Origin of the sequence: Nocardia sp. NPDC004151, from assembly GCF_042874235.1 — a bacterium.
Classification (GTDB): Bacteria; Actinomycetota; Actinomycetes; order Mycobacteriales; family Mycobacteriaceae; genus Nocardia.
Genome location: NZ_JBIAMR010000003.1, coordinates 527,265 through 553,745, shown reverse-complemented (window position 1 = coordinate 553,745; position 26,481 = coordinate 527,265). Strand labels below are relative to the sequence as shown.

Below are 26,481 nucleotides of genomic sequence, written 5' to 3'. Positions count from 1 at the left end.
GGTCAGGAGATGCGCTGGCGGAGCCAGGCGGGGATCTCGTCGCCGGCTCGCGGGTAGGTGGCGAGTTCGCGGCGGCATTCGTCGGGCTCGGGAATGGGGAGCCAGTCGGGGATTTCCTTGAAGGACAAGGTGAATTGGGCCTTGGTGGAGTCGGCGCGGAGCAGGACCTGGCCGCTGAGCCAGGTGCCGGTCATCTGGTCGTAGCAGACTTCCTTGAGACGGTTGAGCAGCATGAGGACTTCCTCGGAGGGTGGTTGCTCCTCGGAGGGGACGCCGGACTCGGGGACGGGGGCGCCGGACAGCTCCAGCTGGAGTCCCGCGTGGCCGTCGTCGCCGACCAGGGAGAACCACAGCACCGCGAGGGTCCAGCCGGTGGGCAGCTCGTCGGTGAGGGCGCTGACCAGGGCGCTCTCCACCATGTCGCGATCGGCCGAGCGGGGCGCGGCGGGCGGTTCGGGAGCGGCGCCGGGGGTGTCCTCGACGGTCCTGACCACCAGGCCGGGACAGTGATCGCGCATGACCTCCACGACCGTGGGCACCGGCACGGGTAGTCGTTCGGCGACGATGTACAGCGGGCGGTCGACCTGGCGGCGGGCGATCACATCGCCGAGCGCCCGGACCCGGTGCCGGAACTCCTCCGGATCACGCAGCACCACTTCGGCGAAGAGTTCCGTGCGCCCGCCCTTGCGTAATCGGCCGACGCCCAGCCGGATCCGCTCCACCTCGCTCCACGCCACGTGCGGGAAACCGCGATACGTGAAGCCGTGCTCATTGAGCAGCAGCGTCGGCTGCGGGCGGAACAGATCGTCGGCCATGGTGTAGACGCCGAAACCGAACACCGCCATGAGCACCCCGGCCACCACCCGCATGACCGGATGTTCCGCGTCGTTGAACACCACGAAACCCGGTAGCACGGTCATCACCAGGAAGAAGACCAGCGCGACGATCGCACCCGCTCTCCGCGGGTAGTACTCGGTGATCGATTCGCGCCCCGAAGCATGCACCCCTGTGACGCTAGCCGAAACCGGCCTCGCGCAACACCGCCGTTATCGCCCGGCATCGCCACCGCTATGCCGAATTTGCCAGGAATCACCATGATTCCGGGTCCGTCCGCTCGGCGGGTCAGCCGTGCGGCCAGTACCGATGCCAATCCTCGGCGGTCAGCGCGTCGCGCGTGCCTCGATCGATTTCCGCGGCGTCCTCGGCGGCGCGCACCGTGGCGGCGAAATCGAGAGTTGCCTTCCGCAGGCGTTCTTCGGCGCTGTCCGGCCCGCCGAGCTCCACCACCCGCAGGGCAGCGGGAATCAGCTCCTCCGGTAGACCCGCCTTGATGCCGCGCGAGCGCACCTTCTCCGCCAGCGCCAGCGCGGGCTGCGCCATGGCGATCCCGTCGAGGCAGGAGCGCCGCGCCTTCTCGGCGGATTTCCGCTCCTCCCAAGCCTTTTCCTGCGCAGCGATCTTCTCCGCCACCGACGCGCCGGGAGCGGTGAAGGCGTCGAGCGCGTCGCTCAGGTGCGGGCTGCGGTGCACCAGCTTGGCGACCAGCGCCGCCGCCACCTCCGCGACCGTGAATTCGCCTGCGGCCTCGGCGATCCGGGAGTGGAACAGCACCTGCAGCAGCAGATCACCGAGCTCCTCCTTGATGGTCTCGGCGTCCTCGTCCTGAATGGCGTCGAGCAGCTCGTAGGTCTCCTCCAGCAGGTAAGGGCGCAGTGAATCATGGGTCTGCGTCACCTCCCAGCCGCCGAAGTTCCACAGCCGATCCATCACCTCGACGGCCTCGCCCAGCGCCTCGGTCATGCGCGCGGTATCGGCCGCGGTCTCGGCGGCGACCCCCTCCCCCGATGTCATCGGTCGGCCATCACCTCGGCCGGAACCCGGACATCCACGGCGCCGGGCGCCTTTCCGTCCAGGGCGAGCAGCAGATCGGCCACGAACTGCAGCACCTGGACGTCGCGGACGCGGGCCGCGCCGACGCTGTCCTCCACCCGCGGCAGCGGCAGCTGGACGATGCCGGTGGCCGCGCGGTAGGTGGCGTTCGGGTAGAGCCGCTTGAGCCGCAGCTGCTTGGAGTCCGGCAGTTGCAGCGGCGACACCTTCACCGTGGTCCCGGTGACTCCGATCTCGGCGATCGAGTAGGCGCGGGCCAGCAACCGCAGCTTGGCCACGGACACCAGGCGGCCCACCTCCACCGGCAGCGGCCCGTACCGGTCCACCAGCTCCTCGACCACGGCCGACAGCCCCGAATCGTCCTGGGCGGCGGCGAGTTTGCGGTACGCCTCCAGCCGCAGGCGGTCGGAGGTGATGTAGTCCGGCGGAATGTGCGCGTCCACGGGCAGGTCGATGCGCACCTCCTTGACCTCCTCGTCCACCGAGATCGGGCGGCCGTCGGCGGCGGCGCGATACGCCTCCACCGCTTCCCCGACCAGGCGCACGTAGAGGTCGAAGCCGACGCCCGCGACATGGCCGGACTGTTCGGCGCCCAGCACGTTGCCCGCGCCGCGAATCTCCAGGTCCTTCATGGCCACCGCCATGCCCGCGCCCAGATCCGAGTTCTGCGAGATGGTGGCGAGCCGGTCGTAGGCGGTCTCGGTGAGCGGCTTCTCCGGCGGGTACAGGAAGTAGGCGTACCCGCGTTCCCGCGACCGGCCGACGCGGCCGCGCAACTGGTGCAGCTGCGAAAGGCCCAGGGCGTCGGCGCGTTCCACCAGCAAGGTGTTGGCGTTGGAGATGTCCAGACCGGTCTCGATGATGGTGGTGCACACCAGCACATCGAATTCCCGCTCCCAGAAGCCCTGCACGGTCTTCTCGAGCATGTCCTCGTTCATCTGCCCGTGCGCGACCACCACCCGGGCCTCCGGCACCAGATCGCGAATCTTCTTGGCCGCCTTGTCGATCGACGACACCCGGTTGTGCACGTAGAACACCTGGCCGTCGCGCAGCAGCTCACGGCGGATGGCCGCGGCCACCTGCTTGTCGTTGTAGGCGCCGACATAGGTGAGGACGGGATGCCGTTCCTCGGGCGGGGTGAGGATGGTCGACATCTCGCGGATGCCCGCCAGCGACATTTCCAGGGTGCGCGGAATCGGCGTCGCGGACATGGTCAGCACATCCACATGCGTACGCAGCGCCTTGATGTGCTCCTTGTGCTCGACACCGAAACGCTGCTCCTCGTCGACGATGACCAGACCGAGATCCTTCCAGCGCACGCCCGTCTGCAACAGCCGATGTGTGCCCACCACGATGTCGACATCCTTGGTGGTCATGCCCTCCAGGATCTCTCGCGATTCGGCGGCGTCGGTGAACCGGGACAGGCCCTTCACCACCACCGGGAATCCGGCCATCCGCTCGGTGAAGGTCTGCAGATGCTGCTGCGCCAGCAGCGTGGTCGGCACCAGCACCGCCACCTGCTTGCCGTCCTGCACCGCCTTGAAGGCCGCGCGCACCGCGATCTCGGTCTTGCCGTAGCCGACATCACCACAGATGACGCGGTCCATCGGGACCGCCTTCTCCATATCGGACTTCACCTCGGCGATGGCCGAGAGCTGGTCGACGGTCTCGGTGAACGCGAACGCGTCCTCCATCTCCTGCTGCCACGGGGTATCCGGGGCGAAGGCGTGACCGGGCGCGGCCTGGCGGGCGGCGTAGAGCTGCACCAGCTCGGTGGCGATCTCGCGAACCGCCTTGCGCGCCTTGCGTTTGGTATTGGCCCAGTCCGAACCGCCCAGCTTGGACAGCGACGGCATCTCGCCGCCGACATAGCGGGACAGCTGGTCGAGGGAGTCCATCGGCACGAACAGCCGGTCGCCGGGCTGGCCGCGCTTGCCGGGCGCGTATTCGATGACCAGGTACTCGCGGCGCGCGCCGCCGATGGTGCGCTCGATCATCTCCACGAAGCGGCCGATGCCGTGCTGATCGTGCACCACCATGTCGCCCGCGGTCAGGGCCAGCGGATCGACCTGGTTGCGGCGGCGGGCGGGCAGCTTCTTGCCTTCGCCGGGTGCGGTGACCCGGTTGCCGGTGAGGTCGGATTCGGCGATCACCACCAGTTTGGCGTCGTCGAACACCATGCCGTCGTGCAGCGAACCGCACAGCACGCCGACCAGTCCGCGGACCGGCTCGGCGCCGGCGTCCAGCGCCGCGGCGGGCACCTCGGCGTCGGCGAGGCGTTCCAGAATGCGTTGCGCCGTACCGTGTCCCGCCACCACGATGACCGCGCGGCCGCCGGTGGCGACGTGCGCGCGCAGCGAGGCGAAGATGGTGGCGACCAGTTCCTCCGAACCGCGCGCGGAAGCGGCCGCCAGCACCGGCAGCACGATCTCGTCCGGGGCGTCGGCGGCCAGCGGGCTCAGCGTCCACCACGGCAGGCCGCGGCGGTCGGCGTCGGCGCGCACCACGTCCAGGCCGCGATAGCCGGAGGCGGCCAGGTCCAGGCCGTGCGCGCCCAGCGGCGCGGCCCCGCCGAAGGAAGCCGCCGTCCACGACGCCTCCAGGAATTCCTGCCCGGTGCGCACCAGGTCGGCGGCGCGGGTGCGAACCTTCTCCGGATCGCACAGCAGCACATGGGTTTCCGCGGGCAGCGCGTCCACGAGCAGCTGGAGTTCGCCGGGCTGCAGCACCGGCAGCAGCGCCTCCATACCCTCCACCGGGATGCCCTCGGCGATCTTCTCCAGCATCTCCACCAGCGCGGCGTCGGCCGGATTGTCGGCGGCCACCTGGGCGGCCCGCTCGCGCAGGGCGTCGGTCAGCAGCAGTTCGCGGCAGGGCGGCGCGACCACCAGATCGATCGGCACCTCATGGATGGAACGCTGGTCCTGCACCGAGAAGGCGCGCAGTTCGGAGACCTCGTCACCCCAGAACTCCACGCGCACAGGATGATCCGCGGTGGGCGGGAAAAGGTCCAGAATTCCGCCGCGGACCGCGAATTCGCCGCGTTTGCCGACCATGTCGACCCGCTCATAGGCGAATTCCACCAGCCGCGTAAGCAATTCGTCGAAGTCGAACTCGGCGCCGGGTCGCAGCACGATCGGCTCGACCTCCCCCAGCCCCGCCGCCATCGGCTGCATGAGCGAGCGCACCGTGGTCACCACCACCCGCAGCGGCCCGGTCACCCCCGGATCCTCGGGATGCGCCAGCCGCCGCAATACCTGCATCCGCCGGCCCACCGTGTCCGCCCCCGGCGAGAGCCGCTCGTGCGGCAGCGTCTCCCACGACGGGAACAGCGCGACCGTATCGCCCAGGATCTCGGTCAGCTCGGCGGTCAGATCATCGGCCTCGCGCCCGGTGGCCGTCACCACCAGCAGCGGCCGCTTCCCGGCGATGGTCGAGGCCACGAACGGCCGCACCGCCGACGGCGCGACCAACCTGGCCTCCGCGCGCCCGATCAGGCTCGCGACCTGCGTCAACGCGGCGTCGGCACCCGCCACCGCAGCAAGTCCCGACAGAGGCGGACGATCGGTGGTCATGCGGAGACTCCTCGGCGCGGATCAGCGTTTCAGAACGACCAACCGAGTCTAGTGATGCCCGACGACAGCCCGCATCAGCCCCATGCCACGACCCCTCACTCCGAACCCCCGGAACGATACCTCGCAGTTCGCGGCCGTCCCGATTCTGGACTGCGCTCCGCCTCCCCGCGCTTGGAGCGGGGAGCGAAGCGGAGGAGCGGAGGAGGGAAGAATCGGGACCAGGGGCCGCGAACCCGCCCGAAGCGAAGCGGAGGGCCAATAGTTACTGCACGTAGCGGCGTAGGCGGCGGGCGGCGAACTCGCGGAAGTAAGCGACCTTCTCCTGAGGGACGATCGAGGGCAGGAGGAAGTACCAGGCGCGTTCCATGCGGGTCGCCATCTGGTCGATGGACTCGGTGCTGACCGCGACGATGTGGACGCCGGTGGTCATCTCCTGTAGGAGCATGCCGATGGTGTCGGGGTCGAGGTCGGGCTCGAGGTCGCCCTGGGTGATGGCGCGTTCGGCGAGCAAACGGTGCGTCTCGCCCCAGGTCTTGGCGATGTTGTCGCCCGTCGCGCCGCGGTAATCGCCGATCTGATGGGTGAGTTTGAGCATCGCGCCGACCATGGGGTCGTTCATGGTGAGATCGGCGACCACGTAGGTGATCCCGATGCACGCCTCCAGCGCGGGCACCCGCGGATCGAAGAAACCCTGGCATGCGCTGATCAGTCGCTCATTGCCCTGATCGACGACCGCGCGCGCCAGTTCTTCCTTGGAGCCGAAGTGAAAGTACAAGGCGCCCTTGGTCACATTCGACTGCGCGATGATCTCGGACAGGGACGCGTTCGCGTAGCCCAGCCGGAGAAAGACATCGGCAGCGCCCGCGAGCACGGAATCGCGAGTGATCTCCGCACGCGCTTGCCTAGCCATCAGATCCGCCCGTCATCAAACCAGCCATCCTGAAGTAGACCGCCATCCCGAAGTTGACCGACATCACAGTTCGAACAGCACTCGAAGGATGGGTGAACCGTACCACCCGGCTGCGTGCTGCCAGCCGATTCGAGCATTCGACCCGTCCTCCTTCGCAATTCGCTGGTTAACTGTCCAGTTCTGCCCCGCTATGACAGACATATCAGACCAAAATTCAGACCGCAGGGTTCTATAACCCCTTGCCGCTCGGCCATTCCGACGCCAGCTTCGGTTCCGCCTCCAAATGCGTGAGTCCGTTCCAGCACAGATTCACCAGGTGCGCGGCCACCACTTCCTTCGACGGCTGGCGCTCGTCCAGCCACCAGGTCGCCGCCGTCGCAACCATTCCCACCAGCGCCTGCCCGTACAGCGTCGCCAGAGTCGGATCCAGACCGCGCCGTTCGAAATCCCCGGCGAGAATATGGGCCACCTGATTCACGGCCTCGTTGAGCAGACTCGAATACGTGCCCTCGGCCGCCGACACCGGCTGATCCCGCATCAGGATCCGGAAGCCGTCGGTGCGCTCCTCCATATAAGTGAGCAACGCCAGCGCCACCTGCTCGAGCCGCACCCGCGAACGGTTCTGGGTGAGCGAGGACGTGATCATCTCGAGCAGCGTCGACATCTCCCGATCGACCACGACGGCGTAGAGCCCCTCCTTGCCGCCGAAGTGCTCGTACACCACCGGTTTCGAGACCTGCGCCCGCGCCGCGATCTCCTCGATCGAGGTGGCGTCGTAGCCACGCTCGGCGAACAGCGCCCGCCCGATCTCGATGAGCTGCTGACGGCGCTGGGTGCCGGTCATGCGCGCCCGCGCCGGCCGTTGGCCTTCGCCAGCCGTCATCGCCCACCTGCCCCTTTCGCCCTCGCCGCGAGCACCTTTGCGGGGTCGCGCGCCCCGCGCCCACCGCGGTTCGGTAGGTAGCCTATCGACAGACACGATCGACACTGTGTAAGCGGTTCGACGTGGAGGCGTACTTCATGCGAGGATCAGACCCGCATGACGCTGCAATCCGCCGTGGTGTAATGGCAGCACAACTGATTTTGGTTCAGTTTGTCCAGGTTCGAGTCCTGGCGGCGGAGCTCGCGCGCAGGGTCGCTATGGTTGGCCCCGCACAACCTGACTCAGCACACGATGACTGGCAGCCGAGGGAGATCCATGCCACAGGAGACCGCCGTCGTCGTTCTCGCCGCCGGAGCCGGAACCCGAATGCGGTCCAAAACACCCAAGGTGTTGCACCCGCTGGCCGGCCGGAGCATGCTCGCGCACGCGCTGCATGCCGCGCACGAGATCGACCCGACGTCGCTCATCACCGTGATCGGCCACGATCGCGAACAGGTCGGCGACGCGGTCGGCAAGGTGGGAGCGGAACTCGGCCGCCCGATCACCCTCGCGGTACAGAACGAGCAGCGCGGCACCGGCCACGCCGTGCAGTGCGCGCTCACCTCGCTGCCCGAGGATTTCGCGGGCGATGTCCTCGTCACCTACGCCGACGTACCGCTGCTGGACGGCCACACCCTGCACGCGCTGCTCGACGAGCACCGCAGCTACTCCGACGGATCCGCCGCCACCGTACTGACTTTCGTGCCCGAGGACCCGAACGGCTACGGCCGCATCGTGCGCGATGACGAGGGCCGCGTCATGGAGATCGTCGAGCACGCCGACGCCACCCCGGAGCAGGCCGCGATCACCGAGGTCAACTCCGGCGTCTACGTCTTCGACGCGGCCGTGCTGCGAATCATGATCTCGCGCATCGACACCGCCAACGCCCGCCACGAGCTGTACCTGACCGACGTACTGAAACTGGCCCGCGAGGCCGGACACCCGGTGCACGGCGCGCGGCTGGTCGATTCCGCCAAGGTCACCGGTGTGAACGACCGGGTGCAGCTGGCCGGTGCGGCCAGGACCCTGAACCGCTACATCCTGGAGCGGCACATGCGCGCCGGGGTCACCATCATCGATCCGGGCACCACCTGGATCGACGGCAATGTGGCGATCGGCCGCGACACCGTCATCCGGCCGGGCGTTCAGCTGTTGGGCGACACCGTGATCGGCGAGGACGCCGAGATCGGCCCCGACTGCACGCTCACCGATGTCACCGTCGGCGACCGCGCCAAGGTGGTCCGCACCCACGGCGAGAAGTCCAGCATCGGCGCGGGCGCCAACGTCGGCCCGTTCGCCTATCTGCGGCCCGGCACCTCGCTCGGCGAGGAGGGCAAGATCGGCGGCTTCGTCGAGACCAAGAACGCCACCATCGGCGCGCACTCCAAGGTCCCGCATCTGACCTATGTGGGCGACGCCACCATCGGCGAGTACAGCAATATCGGCGCATCCAGCGTGTTCGTGAACTACGACGGCGTCAAGAAGCACCACACCACGGTCGGCTCGCATGTGCGGACCGGTAGCGACACCATGTTCGTCGCCCCGGTCACCGTGGGTGACGGCGCCTACTCGGCGGCGGGTACTGTACTGCGCAGAAACGTTCCTCCGGGGGCGCTCGCGGTATCGGGTGGAGCACAGCGCAATCTCGAGGGTTGGGTGCAGCGCAATCGCCCCGGTACCGATGCCGCCCGCGCGGCCGAAGCGGCTCTCGCTTCGAACCCGGAGGATGCGGGAACCACCGAGAAAACCAACGAGCAAAAGGATGGCGAACGTCAGTGACCGCGTTCTCTACCGATAACCAGAAGAATCTGATGCTGTTCTCGGGACGCGCTCATCCCGAGCTCGCCGAGGCGGTGGCGAAGGAACTCAACGTCCATGTCACCCCCCAGACCGCTCGTGATTTCGCGAACGGCGAGACCTTCGTCCGGTTCGAGGAATCGGTCCGCGGCTCCGACGCCTTCGTGCTGCAGAGCTTCCCCGCACCGCTGAACCAGTGGGTCATGGAGCACCTGATCATGATCGACGCGCTCAAGCGCGGTTCGGCCAAGCGCATCACCTCGGTGCTGCCGTTCTACCCCTACGCCCGCCAGGACAAGAAGCACCGTGGCCGCGAGCCCATCTCGGCCCGCCTGGTCGCCGACCTGCTCAAGACCGCGGGCGCGGACCGGATCATCACCATCGACCTGCACACCGATCAGATCCAGGGCTTCTTCGACGGCCCGGTCGATCACATGCACGCGCAGGTGCAGCTGGCCGAGCACATCCGCAACAACTATGACCTGTCCAACATCACGGTCGTCTCCCCCGACGCCGGCCGGGTGAAGGTCGCCGAGAAGTGGGCCAACTCGCTGGCGGACGCGCCGATGGCGTTCATCCACAAGACCCGCGACCCGCTGGTCCCCAACCAGACCGTCTCCAACCGCGTGGTCGGTGAGGTCGAGGGCCGCACCTGCATCCTGATCGACGACATGATCGACACCGGCGGCACCATCGCCGGCGCGGTCAAGGTGCTCAAGGCCGCCGGCGCGGGCGACGTGGTCATCGCCGCCACCCACGGCATCCTGTCCGACCCGGCCGCCGAGCGTCTCGCCAACTGCGGGGCCAAGGAGGTCGTGGTCACCAATACGCTGCCGATCGACGAGGCCAAGAAGTTCCCGACCCTGACCGTGCTGTCGATCGCGCCGCTGCTGGCGCAGACGATCCGCGAGGTCTTCGAGAACGGCTCGGTCACCGGCCTTTTCAACGGGAACGCCTGACAGACGACGGGGCCACATCCCCGACCAGCACCAACCGAGCGCCCCTCCTGTTCGCGGGAGGGGCGCTTCTGTGTGAAATGGGGTCGACAAGCGTGTTCGTTTCGTCTGGCAGGCGGTAGCGTTGGGTCGGACGTACGGTTTGCTACTGGTGCGCTGACAGCGCGGAGAGGTGGTGCCGCATGGCCGACCGGCCCGACGAGGACGACGCCCGGCTGATGGACGAGGTCTTCGACACCGATCAGGTCTACGACAGCGATGTCGACAACCTCGACTACGACCTCGGCGACGACGACCAGGAAGACGAGATCCGCGAGTACCAGCGCTACATCGCCGACCCGCCCTCCGACCTGGTCATCCGCAATCGCGAGAACGACGACGACGGCCGCCTCGGCATCAGCGACGAACTCGACCAGGAGTGGACCCGCCGCCGTCAGCGCGAGGAATTCGGAATCGAGGACAACCGGCCCGCGGAGGTCGCCGCCATGGACATCGTCGAGGAGCTCGAGGACTAGGGCGGTCGCACGCGGCTGCGGCGCATCACGGACACTCGATCCATGACCGCGTTCACGGGATTCCCGCTCGCCGGACTCGACTTCTACGAGGACTTGGAAGCCGATAATTCCAAGGCCTTCTGGACCGCCCACAAGACCGTGTGGGAAGAGTCGGTCCGGGATCCGATGAAGGCCCTGGTCGCCGAGCTGGAACCCGACTTCGGCACCGCCAAGATCTTCCGTCCCTACCGCGACGTGCGCTTCGCCAAGGACAAGTCGCCGTACAAGAACCATCAGGGCGCGGTCGTCTACAGCGCGCAGTACTCCGGCTGGTACGTGCAGATCGGCGCGGGCGGGCTGCGGGTGGCCGGCGGCATGTACGCCGCCGAGGCCGCCCAGCTCACCGCGCTGCGCGCCGCCATCGACGACGAGGTGCGCGGCGCGGAACTGGAGGCGCTGATCGCCCGGCTGATCGCGGACGGCTACGCCATCGGCGGGGACAAGCTGGCCACCAAGCCCAAGGGCTACGACATCGACCATCCGCGCATCGAGTTGCTGCGGCACAAATCCCTCACCGCCGGAAGGGATTTCGGCGCCCCGAAGTGGCTGACCACCCCGCGCGCCGCCCGGGAGGTCCGGGCGGCGTGGGAGCAGTTGCGGCCGCTCATCGAATGGCTGGCGGCCGTGACGGCGCAGAAGTAGCCGCGTCTACCGGCGTTCGGCGAGCACCAGGGCGAACCGCTGGTCCGGGTCGGTCCAGAGGTGCTCGGCGCTGAAACCGGCGGTGTCCAGCTCGCTTTCGAGCACCTCGCGGCGGAACTTCGCGGAGATCTCGGTGCGCAGCTGCTCTCCCGCCGCGAAATCGACGGTGAGGTCGAGTTCGGGAATGCGGACGGTCATGGCCTCGGTGGCCTCGAGCCGCATCTCGATCCACTCGTTCTCGGCGTCCCAGCGGGCGATGTGCGCGAACTTGTCCGGCACGAAGTCCGCACCCAGGCGGGCGTTGAGGACGTGCAGCACATTGCGATTGAATTCCGCGGTGACACCGGCGGCATCGTCGTAGGCGGGGACCAGCACCGCCGGATCGATGACCAGGCCCGCCCCGAGCAGCAGCTGCTCGCCGGGTTCGAGCACATCCCGGATGGCCGCCAGGAATTCGGCGCGCTCGGCGGGAACCAGATTGCCGATGGTGCCGCCCAGGAAGGCGACCATGCGCCGACCGCCGCCGGGCAGATTGTCCAGGGTGTTGGTGAAGTCGCTGACCACGCCGTGCACGGCCAGGCCCGGGAACTCCGCCGCCACCTCGTCCGCGGCCATACGCAGCGCCGTGACCGAGACATCCTGGGGCACATAGCTCTTCAATGGCCCCGCCGCGGAGAGCGCGTTCAGCAGCAGCCGGGTCTTGGCCGCCGAACCCGCACCGAGCTCGACCAGCACCTCGGCCCCGGCGATCCGCGCGATCTCCCCGACCACCCGTTCCAGCAGCGCCCGCTCGGTGCGGGTCGGGTAGTACTCCGGCAGTTCGGTGATCTTCTCGAACAGCTCGCTGCCACGCGCGTCGTAGAACCACTTGGGCGGCAGCCACTTCGGCGCCGCCGTCAGGCCGCGCCGCACGTCCTCGCGCAACGCGGTCGTCAAATCCTCGTCCGTCAGATGGATTTCCACCGTAGCCGCAGTCATGAACCAGCCCTTCCGATCTCGATTTCCAGTGGTTCCACCGCCATTTCGCCGACCCGTGCCCGCACCAGCCGCCGATCCTCGATCGCCCGCCAGCGTGGATCGTCGTCGAACGGTTCCGACGACACCACCACGAACCCATCGCCCGGCAGCAGCGACAACGAGTGATGCCACGTCGTCGCCCACACTCCGGACCCGTTCGCCAGCAGCAGGTTCAAACGCGCCCGCGGCGATCGCTTCAGCACCGCGGCCATCACCCGCCGCAACACCGCACCCGGTTCCGCGCCGTCCTCGAGCAGGTGGCGCAGGATCACCCAGAGCACACCGGAATCCGTCAGCGCCTCGGCGTCGAGCAGTGACCCCGAACCGAATTCGGCGGCTACGGCGGTCAGCACGGCACGCCAGTCGGGAATCGCCCCGTTGTGGCTGAAGGCCCAGCGACCGTGGACGAACGGCGCGCAGGCCGCCCGCTCCACGGGCATGCCCACGGTCGCGGAACGGATCGCGGCCAGCACCGCCGTCGAGCGGATCTGCGGCAGCACCTCGTCCACGGCCGGATCGGTCCACATCGGTACGGGATTGCGGTAGCGGCTGACCACCGGATCGATCGGCGGCGGGTTCTCCGCCGGATCGCCGGTCGCGCCACCGTGCCAGACGACGCCGGGGCCGTGGTCGAGCGCCGCCGCGTCGGGGTGGTGCCACCAGGCGACGCCGAAACCGTCGGCATTGATGATCCCGCCACCGCGCATCTCACGCGGCGCCCAGGACTGGGTGCGCAGCGAGTGCGGGCCCTGGGTGAGCAGCGCGCCGACCGGGGTCGGCGGGCCCAGATACGCCAGGTGACGGCACATCAGCGCGCGTCCGATCCCAGGTCTCGGGCCAGCCGGAAACCGGAGAAGATCTGACGGCGGATGGGGTAGTCCCAGTTGCGGAAGGTGCCGCGGCAGGCGACCTGGTCCGCGCCGAAGGAGCCGCCGCGCAACACTTTGTAGTCGCCGCCGAAGAAGACCTCGGAGTATTCGCGGTACGGGAACGCCCGGAAGCCCGGGTACGCCTCGAAACCCGAGGACGTCCACTCCCATACGTCGCCGATCAGCTGATGGACCCCGGCCGGCGACGCGCCGTCCGGGTAGGCCCCGATATCGGCCGGTTCCAGGTGGTGCTGACCGAGATTCGCGAGCGCCTCGGTGGGATCGCCATCGCCCCAGGGGAATCGGCGGGAACGCCCGGTGCTCGCGTCGAAGCGCGCGGCCTTCTCCCATTCCGCCTCGGTGGGCAGGCGTTTACCGGCCCAGCGGGCGTACGCCTCGGCCTCGAACCAGCACACGTGCACCACCGGCTGATGCGCGCGCAGCGGCTGCATGACGCCGAAAACCCGCCGCCACCAGCGCCCGCCGCCGTCCTGCTCCCAGAACTGCGGCGCGGTCAGCCCGGCCTCCACCCGATGCGCCCAGCCGCGCTCGGACCACAGTTCCGGCCGCTCATATCCGCCGTCGTCGACGAAGGCGAGGTACTGCTCATTGGTGATCGGCGCGGCGTCGATGGCGAAGCCGTCGACGTGGACCGGGTGCGCGGGCCGTTCGTTGTCCAGCGCCCAGGGGTCGGTGTCGGTGCCCATGGTGAATTCGCCTGCGGGAACCACGACTTCACCGGTGACCGCCACCCGTGCGGCGGGGGTCGGCGGCGCGGACAGCACCGCCTCACCGGTCCGCAGCTGGTGGGTGGCCAGCATGGTCTCGTCGTGCTGCTGCTCGTGCTGGGCGATCATGCCGAAGGCGAACCCGTCCCGCACCAGATCCGGGCCTCGTAATGGGCTGCGGTCCAGCACATCCCACACCTTGTCGCGCACGGTGCCGACATAGTCGCGGGCCTGTGCCGGATCCAGCAACGGCAAGGCGGGCCGATCCACGCGGGCGTGTTTGAACGCGTCGTAGAGGTGGTCGATGTCCTGCCGCACCGGTTCGCGCCCGCCCACATCGCGCACCAGCCACAGCTCTTCCTGGTTGCCGATATGCGCGAGATCCCACACCAGCGGGCTCATCAACCGCGAATGCTGCGCCACCAGCTCGGCCTCGTCGAGGCACTCGGTCAACCCGATGGTCCGCCGCCGGGCCCGTTCGAGCGACTCGGCGATCCGCCCGCGCAGGGCCTCGGTCTCGGCGCGGTCCGACCCGGGCAGATGCTGAACAGTCATGAGAGAACTCCCGATTCGAGATTGCGGCGCGCCGGGCGGGCCTTCGCCGCGAGCCGGGCAGAGTGCGCCCGGCGGGTGACGGCCGGACGCTCGAGGGTGCGGACCGACCCCGAATGGCCCGCGTGGCAACCAGCACCGGCCGCCTCGCACGACGCACTTCCCGCCCGACCCAGGTGGGACAGCGAGTGCCGCCGCACCGGGCGACGGCGCCTCCGGGTCGATGGCCGTCTGCGGAGATCGGTTCGCGGGCCCGGTACGAAACCGCCGGGTTCGGATGTCATGCCCCGGCTCCGAACTCGGCCGCGGTGGGAATGTCACCGCGGCGACATCGAATCGCCGCCGCGGCCAATTCCCCGGCGGCTTCGGGGGTCTCGGCGTGCGCGGTTGCCATCTCCAGCAGCGCGACGGCGGTGGCACGCAACTCGGGATCGGCCAGACCGCGGCGCGCGGACTCCGACCAGGCGCTCGCCGTGGGGTCCGCCAGAGCCGTTGCCTCCTTGACGGTCTCGGCCGAGGAGAGCAGCGCGCCGATGGCGTGGACCGGAACCGTCCAGCCGTCCCCGGGCTGCGCGTCGATATAGCGGACCTCGAGGTGACCGGCCGCGCGGACCGGCGGGAACAGGGTGGTGAGGTGATAGTCCAGATCCGACCGGTCCGGGCGGCGGCCGATCTCGTCGTCGAGCGCTCCGCACAACCAGTCCGCGAAAGTGGCCCCCGGCGGCGCGCACCAGTCGGCCTCTGTTCCGGCGGAACCAGAGGTGTCGTCGGCGGGGCCAGAAGTGCCGTTGGCAGAACCAGAGGTGCTGTTGGTGGAACCGGGGGTGCTGTTGGCAGCGCGGGAGGTGCCGGCGGCAGAGCCGGGGCGCACGCACAGCAGGGGCACGTCCAGCGCCCAGCGCGCGTAGCCGGTGATGGGATCGGCCCAGTCGTGCACGGGCGGCCGTGTACGGAGCTGATCGAGCCGCTGCCAGGCCCGCATGCGCTGCGAGGCCCACGCCCCCGGCGGGGCGGTGTGCAGGCCCGGTGAGCAGGCGAAGGCCGCCAGCAGGGCCGGGCCCACGGCGTACAGCGCCCGCCAGCGGGCGGCGATCTCGGCGGGGTCCGCGCCCGCGTCCACGCTGACCTGGGTGGCGGCGGTATTGCACATCATGAGCGCCCCGAACGGGCCCAGACCGGCGAAGGACTCCTCCATGGCCCGGTAGCGCGGCAGCCGCAGGACGCGCAGGGGCAGCCGGACCGCGTCGGCGGCGCCGGAAATGGTTCGGATACCGCGGGATTCGAGCAGCTCCCGCAAGCTGGTCGTGTCTGCCCGCAAGCGCTCGCACAGTTCGGCGGCGGTGCCGAACGGGGCGCTGGACAGTTCGATCTGACCGCCGGGTTCGAGGGTGACCCGGCTGCCGCCCGGCAGCGGATCGGCCGGGGAATCGGGAGAAATGGACCGCGGCGCATACGGCCCGAGGGCGTCCGCGAGGACCGTGAGGTCCGGACGCGAGTTCGTCGCCGAAAGTTCACCTTGCGCGGTGAGCCACTCCAGTTCGGCGCCGATGAGCAGCGGTGGGCCCTGTTTGAAACAGACTTTTCCGACATACGCCTCAGCGGCGGCGCGTGAGGTGAATTCGCCGCCGGGTTCCGAGACATCCAGGCCACTGCGCAGCACATCGGCGGGTGACGCTGTGACAGCCATTGCCAACCTCCGTCTGATGCGGTCGCCGCTGGGGATCGGAACGACGACCCAAACCAGAGTAGCGAGCGACTGTGACAAGAAATCTGACGAAATGAAGAACGCGGCAAGCTATATGGTCGATTCCATGCTGGATATGGCTGGATTGCGGGCCGATACGCCCGGATGTGAAAATCAGGTATTTCTCGACAGTGCGGGCTCCTCGCTGCCCCCGCGGGCCGTCGTCGACGCCACCATCGCCCACCTGCGCCGCGAAGCGGAGATCGGTGGCTACCGCGCGGCCAACGAGCGCATCGATGACCTGTACGCCGTCAAAACAGCGATCGGCGAACTGATCAACGCCGACCCCGCCGCCCTGGCCCTCAGCGACAGCGCCAGCCGCTCCTGGAGCGACTTCTTCTATTCGGTCCCGCTGGCCCCCGGCGACCGCATCCTGATCTCCGGCGTGGACTACGGCAGCAATGCCATCGCCGCCCTGCAGCGCTCCCGGCAGACCGGCGCGGTCGTCGAGGCCATCCCCAGCGACAGCAGCGGCCAGCTCGACCTGGACGCGCTCACCGCCATGATGGACGAACGCGTGAAACTGGTGTCGCTGGTTCACGTTCCGACCAACGGCGGCCTGGTGAACCCGGTCGCCGAGGCCACCCGCATCGCGCACCGGTCCGGCGCGCTGGTGCTGCTGGACGCCTGCCAGTCGGCCGGTCAGCTGCCCCTCGACGTCGCGGCCCTGGATGTGGACGCACTGTCCGCCACCGGCCGCAAATGGCTGCGCGGCCCGCGTGGCACCGGGTTCCTGTACGTGCGTCCAGAACTGGCGCGGAGCTTGGAACCCGGCCGCCTCGACCTGCACAGCGCCGAATGGACCGCCCCGGACGACTACGTGCTCTCCCCCGACGCCGGGCGCTTCGAGTTCTGGGAGCATTCCGTCGCCGCCCGGCTGGGCCTGGGCGCGGCCGTGCGGTACCTGCTCGACCTCGGCCCGGCCGCCGTCTACGCCGCCATCGCCGAGCGCGCCGAGTACCTGCGCAAGGCGCTGGCCGAGATTCCCGGCGTGGAGGTGCGCGACCGGGGCATCCAGCACGCGGGCATCGTGTCATTCACCCTGGACGGACTGGAACCGGTCCGGGTGCGCGACCGGCTGGCCGCGGAGTCGATCACCGTCACGGTCAGCCACCGCAGCTCCACCTTGCTGGATATGTCGGCGCGAGAACTGAACTCGGTGGTTCGGGCCTCCCCGCACTGCTTCGTGAGCTTCGAGGATCTGGACCGCTTCGCCGGAGCCGTACGGGCTCTCGGGTAGATCCTCAGAACCCTCACATACCAGACCGGATCACCCGAAAACGGTTAACAGCGCGCCTCGAACGCGGGATATTTGAATGCTGGTCCGGCATTCGAGGAGTGTTCTGCGTGAGCCGCTTCACCGACGAAATGTATGCCACCGCCCGCGTTTCCCAGCGCGGACTGGTGACCGGAGAGCCCGACGCACCGCTGCGTCAGACATGGGCCGAGATCCATGACATCGCCCGTCGTATGGCGGGCGGGCTGGCGGCCGCCGGCATCGGCCCCGGCGACGCCGTGGGCGTGCTGGCCGGGATGCCGGTCGACATCGCGCCCGCCTGCCAGGCGGCGTGGATGCGTGGCGCCTCGCTCACCATGCTCCATCAGCCCACGCCGCGCACCGATCTGGAGGTGTGGGCCCACGACACCGAGACGGTGCTGGGCATGATCGAGGCGCGGGCGGTCATCCTGGGCGCACCCTTCGAGATCGCGGAACCGCTACTGCGCGAACGCGGTATCACCGTGGTGACCCTGGACTCCATGCGCACGGGCGACCCCATCGACCCGATGCCCACCGGCGAGGACGATATCGCGCTGCAGCAGTTGACCTCCGGGTCGACCGGCTCGCCGAAGGCCGTGCGGATCACGCACGGCAATTTCTTCGTCAACGCCTACGCCATGTTCGATCGGGTGAAGTTCCAGCTCGACGACGACGTGATGATCAGCTGGCTGCCGTTGTTCCACGACATGGGGATGGTCGGATTCCTCAGCGTGCCCATGCAGTTCGGCGCCGAAGTGGTGTGTGTGACCCCGCTGGACTTCCTGGCCCGGCCCATCCTGTGGGCCGAGCTGATCTCCAAATATCGCGGAACAGTCACCGCCGCACCGAATTTCGCGTACTCACTGCTGGCCCGGCGATTACGCAACGCCGACGAGGGCTCGCTGGACCTGAGCAGCGTGCGCTACATGTGGAACGGCGCGGAACCCGTCGACGCCGACACCATGGAGGCGCTCGCCGCGGCCGGACAGCGCTTCGGCCTCAACCCCGCGGCCCTCACCCCGGTCTACGGCATGGCCGAGACCACCCTGGCCGTCTCGATCCCGGATCCGGGGCTCGGCCAGATCCTCGATGTCGTCGACGCCGATCTGCTCGAGGCGCTCGGCAAGGCGGTGCCGGTCCGCGATTCGGAACATCATCACGGGGGCGTGCGCCGCCTGCCCACCCTGGGCTACCTGGTCGACAATCTCGAGGGCCGGGTGGTCGACGCCGAGCGTCAGCCGCTGCCCGCCCGCAGTGTCGGCGTCATCGAATTGCGCGGGCCCGCGGTGACTTCCGGCTATGTCACCGTCGAAGGCTTCCGCCCCGCACAGGACGCCGAGGGCTGGCTCGACACCGGCGATGTCGGCTACTTCACCGAGGAGGGCTACATCGTCGTCTGCGGCCGGATCAAGGACGTCATCATCATGGCCGGCCGCAATATCTATCCCACCGATATCGAGCGAGCGGCCTTGCGCGTCAAGGGAGTTCGGCCCGGCAACGCGGTGGCGGTGCGGCTCGACGCGGGCCAGAAGCGCGAGAGTTTCGCGGTGGTGGTGGAATCCAACGATCACCAGGATCCGGCGGAGGTGCACCGCATCGAGCACGACATCGTGCACGCGGTGTTCACGGAGGTGGGGGTGCGCCCCCGCAGCGTGACCGTGCTGGGCCCCGGCGCGCTGCCCAAGACCTCCTCCGGCAAGCTGCGCCGCTCGGCGACGGCCACCAGCGTGTCCTGAGACGCGAAGCGCCCCGGGGCTCGAATTACCCCGGGGCACAACGTAGTTGATGCTCGGTACAGCAGCGACCGCTCAGTGCAGCTGGTTCTGCGCGGTCTCCAGACCCACGCGCAGCAGCAGCTCGACCGCGTCCGCGGTCTGCTCGACGATCACCGGAACCTCTTTGCGCTCCGGCGCGGAGAACGGCTTCAGCACGTAATCCGCGGGATCCTGCCGGCCCGGCGGACGGCCGATGCCGAAGCGGACGCGCAGATAGTCCTTGGTGGTGAGGGCCTGCGAGATCGATCGCAGCCCGTTGTGCCCGCCCTCACCGCCGCCGCGCTTGAGGCGGATCTGTCCGAAGGGGAGGTCGAGTTCGTCGTGGACGACGATCACCTCGGTGGCGGGTACGGAGAAGAATTTGGCCAGCGCCGCGACGGGCCGCCCGGACAGGTTCATGTAGGTGCGCGGCTTGGCCAGCAGCACCTTCCGCCCGTCCAGGCGGGCCTCGAGCAGATCCGCGCCGGACTTCTTGTGCACGGTGAAACGACCGCCGACCCGCTCCGCGAGCAGATCGGCGACCATGAAACCGACATTGTGCCGGGTGCGCTCGTACTCGGATCCGGGATTACCCAGACCGACCACGAGCGCGGGCCCGGCTGTTGCCTCGGTCATCGAGAACCGTTGCGGGAGTAGGGAGTTACTCCGCGGCGGCCTCTTCGGTGGCGGCTTCTTCGGTCTCTTCCACGGCGGCGGCCGGGGCGGCGATGATGTTGACGATCAGGGCCTCCGGGTCACCGGCGAGGGTGACGCCCTTCGGCAACTCGATGCCGCCGGCCAGGATCTGGGTGCCGGCCTCGGCGCCCTCGATCGAGACCTCGATGGACTCGGGGATGTGCAGGGCCTCGGCCTCGATGGAGAGGGTGGTGGCGTCCTGGGTGACCAGGGTGCCGGAGGCGGCGTCGCCGACCAGGGCGACGTTCACGTCGGCGGTGACCTTCTCGCCACGACGCACGATCAGCAGGTCGGCGTGCTCGATGTAGCGACGGATCGGGTGGACGACGACCGACTTGGTCAGCGCCAGCTGCTTCTTGCCGTTGATGTCCAGGTTCAGGACGGCGTTGGTGCCGTGCTCACGCAGGATGGCGGCGAACGCCCGGGCGCTCACGGCCAGGTGCTGCGGCTCCTCGTTGTGGCCGTACAGGACGGCGGGGACATTGCCGTCGCGGCGGGTACGGCGGGCAGCACCCTTGCCGAACTCGGTGCGTACGGTGGCTTCGAGAAGGTTGGCGTCGGACATGACTGTCTACTCCCTACGGCTCGTCCGGCTGTAATGTCAGCGTGTCGCCAGGCGACGTGGGCCGCCCTGGCAAAGTGGTTGGTCTGCTCGTCGGCGAAGACCAACGTGGACGGCCGAATAGGCCGAGCCGCGTCGATCACGGTGGGCAGCTAGGTGCCACACCCTCGCCGAGACAACCTGAAGACTCTAACACGCTGCCGGAAGGCCCTTGCCGCACCCCCTCGGCGGCAGCGATTCCCACCCTTGTATCCGGCAATTTGACACACTAGTATTTCGCATCACTCGGCCCACCCCTCGAACCCATTCCTACCCGGTCCCGGGTCATTCGAGGGCACGCCGAGGAGCTTGTCTGCCAAGTTAGGAAAACGCTTGATGAAGAACATCCGCCGGGTCGGCTTCAGCGCCGCGGGCATCGCCGCAGTCTCCGCCGCCATCGCGCTCACCGCGCCGATCGCCTCGGCCACCAACAACGACTGCGGCCCGGGCACCCCCACCCCGCCGCCGACCACCACCACCCCGCCGAAGACGACCACTCCCTCGACGGGCGGCGGCGGCTTCGATTCGATCATCAAGTCGCTGGGCACCGGCTCCGCCGCCAACTCCAACGGCATCGGCGCTTCGGTCAGCTGACGGTCCGCACCGTCAGCAGGCGATTATCCCGGTTTCGGGGACGGGGATTCCTTTCCAATGCTAGGCAGTTTGATCGGCACGCTGATCAGCGTGCCTCCCGAGTGAGGAACAGAGATCTATGAAGAACATCCGCAAGGCCGGCCTCAGCGTCGCGGGCCTCGCTGCCATCTCCGCAACCGTCGCCGTCGCCGCTCCGTTCGCCGCCGCGGACACCACCGTCAACGGTCTGACCGTGTCGGGTAGCGGCTACACGGTGGGCAAGACGTACACCATCACCATCGTCACCGGCTCGCCCAGCGTCAGCGCGAACGTCTTCGACACCACCGGGTCGAACACGGTCTCCGTCGGCACCGCGACCCCGGCGACCGGCACCGCCACCACGGCCGCCATCAACTGGACCCCGGCGTCGGCGGGCACGCACCACATCACGGTCACCTTCAACGGCGCCGGTCAGTCCACCGCCGTCGGCCCGGTCGACATCACCGTCTCCGCCGCGGCCGAGAACTCCGGCCTCGACACGGGCAGCGCCGCCGGCCTGCTCCAGTCCCTCGGCATCACCGGCTCCAGCGCGAACGCGCGCGTGAGCTGAGACGACCAGCACAACGGCCGGTTATTCGGGTCCCGATCGGATCCCGGATAACCGGCCGTCGTCGTCTCAGGCGGCCTGCCGCTTGAAAGTGGTTGCGTAGCAATCGACATACGGGCGGCCCGAGCGGCTGACGATGTCGGCCATGAGCTCGTCGGTGGCGCGGCGCACGGCCCGCTGGTCGGCGGGCAGGAAATAGCGCGGGTGGCCGAAGGAGATACCGACCTTGGCCGGGCGCAGGAAGCGGCCCTCGCGCGGATTCACCCGATCGGTGCCCGACAGCACCACCGGGATCACCGGGGCGCCGGTCTGCATGGCCACCCGGATCACGCCGGTGCGGCCCCGGTAGACGCGGCCGTCGGGCGAACGCGTGCCCTCCGGGTGAATGCCCCAGATACCGCCCGACTCCAGCACCCGCACCGCAGCGGCGAGCGAATCCGAGCCCGCGCTGCCGCCGGTGCGGTCCACCGGAACCTGACCGGTGGCGTTCATGACGAAGCGATTGAGGCGACCGCGGAACCCGCCCTCGGTGAAGTACTCCTGCTTGGCGATGAAGGTGACCCGGCGGCGCAGCACCAGGCACAGGTAGAGCGAATCCACCACGGCCAGATGGTTGGCGGCGATGATCAGCGGCCCGGACTTCGGAACATGGTGCAGCCCTTCGATCTTCGGGCGCCCGAGCAGCCGCAGCACCGGCCCCACCAGGATGTGTTTGAGGAGCCAGTACCACATGGAGTCCACCCAACTCTCGCCGTTTCGACCAATTCGTAGACATTGTCTACTCATACTTTTCTACCGGATACGAGTAGACACTGTCTACGAATGCTGGAGAATGTGACATATGACCACCGCCGAGCCCCTGCGCGAACGACTCGTCACCGCCGGAGTCGCCATGCTCGAGGAGGTCGGCGCGGCCGAACTCGGGCTGCGGGCGATCGCCCGCGAGGCGGGGGTGTCACACGGCGCGCCCCGGCGGCACTTCCCCACCCACAACGCGCTGCTGGCGGCCGTCGCCGCCCGCGGCTACGCGGACCTGCGGGCGGAAATCGATGCGGTGGGCGGGGATACGCCCGAGGAACGCGTACGCCGGAGCTGCCTGGCCTATATCCGCTTCGCCACCGCGCGGCCGGAGATGTTCACCCTGATGTTCCGCCACGACCTGCTCGAGGGCGCGGGCGGGAACCTGCGGGTTACCTGGTCATTGCCCCTGTTCGCCCGCTGGCGGCAGCTGGTCGCCGACTGCGCGGACCCCGGCGCGGACGAGCGGGCCGGCGAACAGGCCCTCGGCCTGTGGACCCAGCTGCACGGCATCGCGGTGGTGGTCGCCAACCGCAGTATCGAGGCGATCGCGCCGGGCATCGATATCGAGGCGCTGGTCGGACGGGCCGTGGCCCGGCATCTCGCCCCGGACCCGGACTGACCTCCGGTTCGAGGGCCACATCGGGCCGGACCGGCCGGTCGGGGCGGGGGGCCGGTCGCGTACCCTGGTTCGGTTGCCTCGTCCGCACATAAGGAGTCCCCCCGTGAGTTCCCCGACTGCCAGCGCGACCTCAGCTACCGCCGGTCGGCTGGCCGGTGAGGCGGCGCGGCGGCGCACCTTCGCGGTGATCTCCCACCCGGACGCGGGTAAGTCCACGCTGACCGAGGCGCTGGCCCTGCACGCCAAGGTGATCTCCGAGGCGGGCGCCATCCACGGCAAGGCGGGCCGCAAGTCCACCGTCTCCGACTGGATGGAGATGGAGAAGGCGCGCGGTATCTCCGTCAGCTCCACGGCCCTGCAGTTCGAGTACGGCGAGTGCGTCATCAACCTGGTGGACACCCCCGGCCACTCCGACTTCTCGGAGGACACCTACCGCGTGCTCACCGCGGTCGACGCCGCGGTCATGCTGATCGACGCCGCCAAGGGCCTGGAACCGCAGACGCTCAAGCTCTTCCAGGTGGCGCGCGACCGTGGCATCCCGGTCATCACCGTCATCAACAAGTGGGACCGCCCGGGCCAGGCGCCGCTGGAGCTGCTCGACGAGATCGTCGACCGCATCGGCCTGACCCCCACCCCGTTGTTCCTCCCGGTCGGCATCGCCGGCGACTTCCGCGGCCTGCTGCGCCGCGGCGAGGAGGGCGCGGCCACCGAGTACATCCACTTCACCCGCACCGCCGGTGGCGCGACCATCGCCCCGGAGGAGAGCTACACCCCCGAGCAGGCCGCCGAGCGTGAGGGCGATGCCTGGACCACGGCCGCCGAGGAGAGCGAACTGCTCTCGGCGGCCGGGCAGGACCACGATCAGGAACTGTTCCTGGCCGGGCACACCTCGCCGGTCATCTACGCCTCCGCCATGCTGAATTTCGGTGTGCGCCAACTGCTCGAGACCCTGGTCGAGCTCGCGCCGCCGCCGCGCGGGCGCACCGACGTCAAGGGCGAGCCGCGTGATACCACCGCGCCGTTCAGCGCCGTCATCTTCAAGGTGCAGGCGGGCATGGACACCGCGCACCGCGACCGGCTGGCGTTCATGCGCATCGTCTCCGGCGAGTTCGAGCGCGGCATGGTGGTGACCCACGCCCAGACCGGACGGCCCTTCGCCACCAAGTACGCGCTGACCGTCTTCGGCCGCGAACGCACCACCGTCGACACCGCCTACCCGGGCGACGTGGTCGGATTGGTCAACGCGACCGCGCTGGCCCCGGGGCACACGCTCTTCATGGACAAGAAGGTCGAGTTCCCGCCGATCCCGTCCTTCGCGCCCGAGCATTTCGCCTCGCTGCGCGCCAAGACCGCGGACAAGTACAAGCAGTTCCGCAAGGCCATGGATCAGCTCGACTCCGAGGGCGTGGTGCAGGTGCTGCGCAACGACGCCCGCGGTGAGCAGTCGCCGGTGCTGGCCGCGGTCGGTCCCATGCAGTTCGAAGTCGTCACGGCGCGAATGCAATCCGAGTTCAATGTCGAGACCCAGCTCGACCATCTGCCGTTCCAGCTGGCGCGGCGCACCGATGCCGAATCGGCCGAGGAGCTCAGCCGGCAGCGCGGCGTCGAGGTCTTCACGCGGACCGACGGCGCGATCCTGGCCCTCTTCAGCGACAAGTGGCGGTTGCAGTACATCGCCAAGGAGATGCCGAAGCTGACCCTCGAACTGCTGGTCGCCGGAACGGAATAGGACTCCGGTCGGCGTCGGCGGAGCGGGCGCTCAGCCCAGCGTGCCGGAGCCGTCCGAGCTGGGCTCGACGCGGGGCGTGTCCGCGGGATCGCGGGCGATCAGGCCCCAACGGCTGGAGGTCAGGCGCAGACTCGGCAGGTCCGAGAGCGAGAGCACGACCTCGTAGGTGCGTTCGTAGCCGGTGTGCGCGATACGCCACTGCCCGTCCTCGCAGCGCACGTATTTGTCGGTGTAGAACGCCGCGCCGCGGAGGAGCATGTTGTGGCCGGGGATGAGCACGGTGTCGGCCAGGTACCAGGTGCCGGTCGCCTCGTCGCCGTCGACGTCGATTTCCGGGTGGTCGCAGCGGTGTTCGGTGATGACGTGCGGTCCCAGCGTATTGCGCATGAAGGCGAGGAAGGCGTCGCGCGACTCGAACTGGAGGTACTCGCTGTAGGTAGCGGTGGCCTCCGGAATCATGGTGTCGGCGAACTCCTCCCACGCCTTCGTGTCGAGCGCGCGCAGGTAACGGAACTTCAGCCGGCTGATCGCCGCGACGGCATCGGAATCCATACCTTCCACAATCCCATCAGGTGCGGGAAACCTGAGGAAATCGGCACGGATTTGTACCGGATCGCTATCAGCCGGATACCGAGTCAGTTGTTGATGGTGAAGCAGGTGTTGCAGAAGTCCTCGCCGAATTCGGTCAGGCGCAGGCTCTTTCGGACGATCTTGGGGACTCGCCCGGCCTTTTTCAGCGCCTGCTCGACCACGGGCTGCACTTCCAGCACCATGTATCGCGACAAAACGACCGGATCGTCCGAGGTCATGGTGAGACCGAGGCGGCTCAGATTGATCAGGTAGTGCCGCGCCCGGTCCGGGTAGCGGACGCCGGACTGCTCGGGAACCGAGGTGAGATCCCCCGCGACCAGCTCCGACCCGATGCCCAGCGGCCGATTGGTGCGCACGTCGACCGACGGCTGCGGGCCCTGCAACGCCATGAAGCGCAGGATCCGGGCCTCGTCGGGGGCGAGTTGATCAAGGATGCGGTCGTAGGCCGGGTGCACGTCCTCGGTGAAGTAGACGTCGGCCGAGCGGGCCAGCAGCGCGTCGCCGCGGCGGCGCAGATCCTCGGTGGTGCCCGAGCGGACCAGACCGCCGCCGTTGGCGATGGCCTGCTGCGGCGCGCCCATGGGAGTCGGTACGTAGCTGACGATCTCGCGCACCGAGCCCTCGGTGACACCGAGCGCGCTGCGCGCGATCGACCGCAGCGCCGCCCCCGTGCGCTCGGCGATGTCGGCCGAGGACTCGCCGTCCAGCGCGGCCTGCGTCAGCTGCTTGGTGATCTCGAAGCTGGTGCCGACGGCCCACTCGGTCCCCCGCACCGCGGTGCCGGCCGCGAGCCCGGCGGCCCGGAAGACCCCGCGGATCAGGCGGGCCTCATTGCTGATCTGCCGTTGCTCCACATCGGAACTGCGTTCCACGGCACGAGGTCCCGGACGGGTCACGTCCTGCCCCGGGATCCTGTCTTCCGCCACGTCCATCTCCGAATATCACCAGGTGAACACAATCGTCCACAGATTATTGCCCCCGACGGACCTGCGGGCACGTTGAACCCATGAGCCAGACGAAGGTTACCCCAGTCCACGTCCGCCGAGTAACGACGCACATGACCCCCAACACGAACGATCAAAGGACGATATGGCTG

24 protein-coding genes and 1 tRNA gene are annotated in these 26,481 nt (G+C 68.7%); 11 read left to right on the top strand and 14 right to left on the bottom strand.

Annotation, left to right across the window (positions count from 1 at the left end):
• Positions 1-2 precede the first annotated feature (2 nt).
• The 5 genes from ACFYTS_RS09870 to ACFYTS_RS09850 all read right to left on the bottom strand — a co-directional run bounded on the left by ACFYTS_RS09870 (position 3) and on the right by ACFYTS_RS09850 (position 7,219).
• Positions 3-1,004 carry a hypothetical protein gene (locus ACFYTS_RS09870; protein WP_357280383.1) on the bottom strand — a complete coding sequence of 334 codons (1,002 nt, stop codon included), beginning with the start codon at positions 1,002-1,004 and terminating at the stop codon, positions 3-5.
• 118 nt (positions 1,005-1,122) lie between these two features.
• Positions 1,123-1,800, bottom strand: a complete 678-nt coding sequence (locus ACFYTS_RS09865; protein ID WP_387302883.1) for a MazG family protein — start codon at positions 1,798-1,800, stop codon at positions 1,123-1,125.
• A gap of 47 nt (positions 1,801-1,847) precedes the next feature.
• Positions 1,848-5,465, bottom strand: coding sequence for a transcription-repair coupling factor (gene mfd / locus ACFYTS_RS09860; RefSeq protein WP_357280385.1), 3,618 nt, complete (start codon positions 5,463-5,465; stop codon positions 1,848-1,850).
• Positions 5,466-5,727: 262 nt separating this feature from the next.
• Positions 5,728-6,375, bottom strand: a complete 648-nt coding sequence (locus tag ACFYTS_RS09855) for a TetR/AcrR family transcriptional regulator (protein ID WP_357280388.1) — start codon at positions 6,373-6,375, stop codon at positions 5,728-5,730.
• A 229-nt stretch (positions 6,376-6,604) separates the two neighbouring features.
• Complete coding sequence (locus ACFYTS_RS09850; protein WP_357280857.1) at positions 6,605-7,219, bottom strand: TetR/AcrR family transcriptional regulator; 615 nt, start codon at positions 7,217-7,219, stop codon at positions 6,605-6,607.
• Between the two features lie 207 nt (positions 7,220-7,426).
• On the opposite strand from ACFYTS_RS09850, the gene ACFYTS_RS09845 reads away from it, so the two are divergent.
• The 5 genes from ACFYTS_RS09845 (at position 7,427) to ACFYTS_RS09825 (ending at position 11,246) form a co-directional block, all read left to right on the top strand.
• Positions 7,427-7,497: transfer RNA gene (locus ACFYTS_RS09845), tRNA-Gln, on the top strand.
• A gap of 76 nt (positions 7,498-7,573) precedes the next feature.
• Entirely contained in the window at positions 7,574-9,076 is a 1,503-nt protein-coding gene (glmU, locus tag ACFYTS_RS09840; RefSeq protein WP_387302563.1) for a bifunctional UDP-N-acetylglucosamine diphosphorylase/glucosamine-1-phosphate N-acetyltransferase GlmU, read from the top strand.
• Complete coding sequence (locus ACFYTS_RS09835) at positions 9,073-10,053, top strand: ribose-phosphate diphosphokinase (protein WP_379093053.1); 981 nt, start codon at positions 9,073-9,075, stop codon at positions 10,051-10,053. Before glmU ends, ACFYTS_RS09835 begins: the two co-directional genes overlap by 4 nt.
• Before the next feature lie 179 nt (positions 10,054-10,232).
• Entirely contained in the window at positions 10,233-10,565 is a 333-nt protein-coding gene (locus tag ACFYTS_RS09830) for a hypothetical protein (RefSeq protein ID WP_357280395.1), read from the top strand.
• 42 nt (positions 10,566-10,607) lie between these two features.
• Positions 10,608-11,246: a DUF2461 domain-containing protein gene (locus ACFYTS_RS09825; protein ID WP_379093047.1), complete on the top strand. Its 639-nt coding sequence runs from the start codon at positions 10,608-10,610 to the stop codon at positions 11,244-11,246.
• A 6-nt stretch (positions 11,247-11,252) separates the two neighbouring features.
• Here ACFYTS_RS09825 and egtD read toward each other — a convergent pair whose 3' ends face one another.
• From egtD to egtA, 4 genes are all read right to left on the bottom strand, one after another.
• Entirely contained in the window at positions 11,253-12,224 is a 972-nt protein-coding gene (gene egtD / locus ACFYTS_RS09820; protein WP_387302560.1) for an L-histidine N(alpha)-methyltransferase, read from the bottom strand.
• Positions 12,221-13,072, bottom strand: a complete 852-nt coding sequence (locus ACFYTS_RS09815; RefSeq protein ID WP_357280404.1) for a class II glutamine amidotransferase — start codon at positions 13,070-13,072, stop codon at positions 12,221-12,223. The genes egtD and ACFYTS_RS09815 overlap by 4 nt, the downstream gene beginning before the upstream one ends.
• Complete coding sequence (gene egtB / locus ACFYTS_RS09810) at positions 13,072-14,415, bottom strand: ergothioneine biosynthesis protein EgtB (protein ID WP_387302557.1); 1,344 nt, start codon at positions 14,413-14,415, stop codon at positions 13,072-13,074. The genes ACFYTS_RS09815 and egtB overlap by 1 nt, the downstream gene beginning before the upstream one ends.
• A gap of 277 nt (positions 14,416-14,692) precedes the next feature.
• Positions 14,693-16,099: an ergothioneine biosynthesis glutamate--cysteine ligase EgtA gene (egtA, locus tag ACFYTS_RS09805; protein ID WP_387302555.1), complete on the bottom strand. Its 1,407-nt coding sequence runs from the start codon at positions 16,097-16,099 to the stop codon at positions 14,693-14,695.
• A 124-nt stretch (positions 16,100-16,223) separates the two neighbouring features.
• Between egtA and ACFYTS_RS09800 the strand changes: the two genes are divergently transcribed.
• Positions 16,224-17,396 (top strand): aminotransferase class V-fold PLP-dependent enzyme, encoded by a 1,173-nt coding sequence (locus ACFYTS_RS09800; protein WP_387302881.1) that lies wholly within the window; start codon positions 16,224-16,226, stop codon positions 17,394-17,396.
• Between the two features lie 107 nt (positions 17,397-17,503).
• Complete coding sequence (locus tag ACFYTS_RS09795) at positions 17,504-19,150, top strand: fatty acyl-AMP ligase (protein ID WP_387302553.1); 1,647 nt, start codon at positions 17,504-17,506, stop codon at positions 19,148-19,150.
• Between the two features lie 72 nt (positions 19,151-19,222).
• Here ACFYTS_RS09795 and pth read toward each other — a convergent pair whose 3' ends face one another.
• Both pth and ACFYTS_RS09785 read right to left on the bottom strand, forming a co-directional pair.
• Positions 19,223-19,804: an aminoacyl-tRNA hydrolase gene (gene pth, locus ACFYTS_RS09790; protein ID WP_357092023.1), complete on the bottom strand. Its 582-nt coding sequence runs from the start codon at positions 19,802-19,804 to the stop codon at positions 19,223-19,225.
• Between the two features lie 25 nt (positions 19,805-19,829).
• Complete coding sequence (locus ACFYTS_RS09785; RefSeq protein ID WP_357280414.1) at positions 19,830-20,429, bottom strand: 50S ribosomal protein L25/general stress protein Ctc; 600 nt, start codon at positions 20,427-20,429, stop codon at positions 19,830-19,832.
• A 372-nt stretch (positions 20,430-20,801) separates the two neighbouring features.
• Between ACFYTS_RS09785 and ACFYTS_RS09780 the strand changes: the two genes are divergently transcribed.
• Positions 20,802-21,059 (top strand): hypothetical protein, encoded by a 258-nt coding sequence (locus tag ACFYTS_RS09780; protein ID WP_357280416.1) that lies wholly within the window; start codon positions 20,802-20,804, stop codon positions 21,057-21,059.
• A gap of 118 nt (positions 21,060-21,177) precedes the next feature.
• Positions 21,178-21,648 (top strand): hypothetical protein, encoded by a 471-nt coding sequence (locus tag ACFYTS_RS09775; protein ID WP_387302550.1) that lies wholly within the window; start codon positions 21,178-21,180, stop codon positions 21,646-21,648.
• Positions 21,649-21,714: 66 nt separating this feature from the next.
• Here ACFYTS_RS09775 and ACFYTS_RS09770 read toward each other — a convergent pair whose 3' ends face one another.
• Positions 21,715-22,377 (bottom strand): lysophospholipid acyltransferase family protein, encoded by a 663-nt coding sequence (locus ACFYTS_RS09770; protein ID WP_387302548.1) that lies wholly within the window; start codon positions 22,375-22,377, stop codon positions 21,715-21,717.
• 109 nt (positions 22,378-22,486) lie between these two features.
• Between ACFYTS_RS09770 and ACFYTS_RS09765 the strand changes: the two genes are divergently transcribed.
• Both ACFYTS_RS09765 and ACFYTS_RS09760 read left to right on the top strand, forming a co-directional pair.
• Positions 22,487-23,065: a TetR/AcrR family transcriptional regulator gene (locus ACFYTS_RS09765; RefSeq protein WP_357280424.1), complete on the top strand. Its 579-nt coding sequence runs from the start codon at positions 22,487-22,489 to the stop codon at positions 23,063-23,065.
• A gap of 103 nt (positions 23,066-23,168) precedes the next feature.
• On the top strand, positions 23,169-24,794 hold the full coding sequence (locus tag ACFYTS_RS09760) for a peptide chain release factor 3 (protein WP_387302546.1): 1,626 nt from the start codon (positions 23,169-23,171) through the stop codon (positions 24,792-24,794).
• 30 nt (positions 24,795-24,824) lie between these two features.
• Here ACFYTS_RS09760 and ACFYTS_RS09755 read toward each other — a convergent pair whose 3' ends face one another.
• On the bottom strand, positions 24,825-25,346 hold the full coding sequence (locus ACFYTS_RS09755; RefSeq protein WP_357280429.1) for a nuclear transport factor 2 family protein: 522 nt from the start codon (positions 25,344-25,346) through the stop codon (positions 24,825-24,827).
• Positions 25,347-25,429: 83 nt separating this feature from the next.
• Positions 25,430-26,317 (bottom strand): Abi-alpha family protein, encoded by an 888-nt coding sequence (locus ACFYTS_RS09750; protein ID WP_357280432.1) that lies wholly within the window; start codon positions 26,315-26,317, stop codon positions 25,430-25,432.
• Positions 26,318-26,481: the final 164 nt, after the last annotated feature.